This window comes from Lentzea roselyniae, assembly GCF_039537795.1.
Lineage (GTDB): Bacteria > Actinomycetota > Actinomycetes > Mycobacteriales > Pseudonocardiaceae > Lentzea > Lentzea atacamensis.
Genome location: NZ_BAABBE010000128.1, coordinates 1 through 947, shown reverse-complemented (window position 1 = coordinate 947; position 947 = coordinate 1). Strand labels below are relative to the sequence as shown.

1 pseudogene is annotated in these 947 nt (G+C 67.8%); it reads right to left on the bottom strand.

Features of this window, described 5'->3' with window-relative positions:
• Positions 1 to 13: 13 nt before the first annotated feature.
• A pseudogene (locus ABFX45_RS46170) lies at positions 14 to 896 on the bottom strand (IS5 family transposase).
• Positions 897 to 947: the final 51 nt, after the last annotated feature.

The window sequence follows — 947 nt, the reverse complement described above, 5'->3', positions numbered from 1 at the left end:
CTAGGGCCCGTCCTCAAAGCCAGAGGGTGAGGGTGGCCAGGTCGATCATGGCTTGGTAGGACAGGGCGGTCTTGTCGTAGCGGGTGGCGATCGCGCGGAACTGTTTGAGCCGGTTGAAGCAGCGTTCGACGACGTTGCGGCGCTTGTAGATCACCGGGTCGAACGCGGGTGGGCGGCCACCGGCCCGGCCTCGGCGGGCGCGGTTGGCGCGTTGGTCGCGGCGTTCGGGGATGGTGGCCCGGATGCCGCGGCGGCGCAGGTGAGCGCGAATGGACTTGCTGGAGTAGCCCTTGTCCGCGATCACCCGCGCCGGGCGTGTGGCGAGCCTGCCCGGTCGTGCGGACGGGAACCACACGCCCGCCAGCACGGTCTCGAACATGGTGCAGTCGTTGGTGTTTCCACCGGTCAAGACGGTTGTGAGTGGGCGGGCGTGTCCGTCGCAGGCAAGGTGGATCTTGGTGGAGGGGCCGCCGCGGGACCGGCCGATAGCATGATCATCTGGTTCGGTCTGCCCGCCACACGACCCGCTCGCCCCCTGTGTGCGCGGCGGTGCGGCGGCGGGCACCGGCCGCGTGCTGATGAGCACGCACGATGCTGGAGTCGACCGAGACCTCCCGGTCCAGCTCGTCGATCGCCTCGTCGATCACCCGCACCTTGGACACCAGCATGGTCAGGGTGCCGTTGCGCGACCAGCGCCAGAACCGGTTGTAGACCGTCTTCCACGGCCCGTACCGCTCGGGCAGATCACGCCACGACACCCCGGTCTTGGCCTTGAACAGCATCCCGTTGATCACACGCCGGTCATCCACCCGAGGACGCCCTTTCGCGCCCGAGACCGGCAACAACGGCTGCAACGCCTGCCACTGCTCATCAGTCAGCTCATGCCTGCGCACCACGGCACAAGATCAAAGCACGTCAGACGAACCAGCTTTGAGGACGGGCCCTAG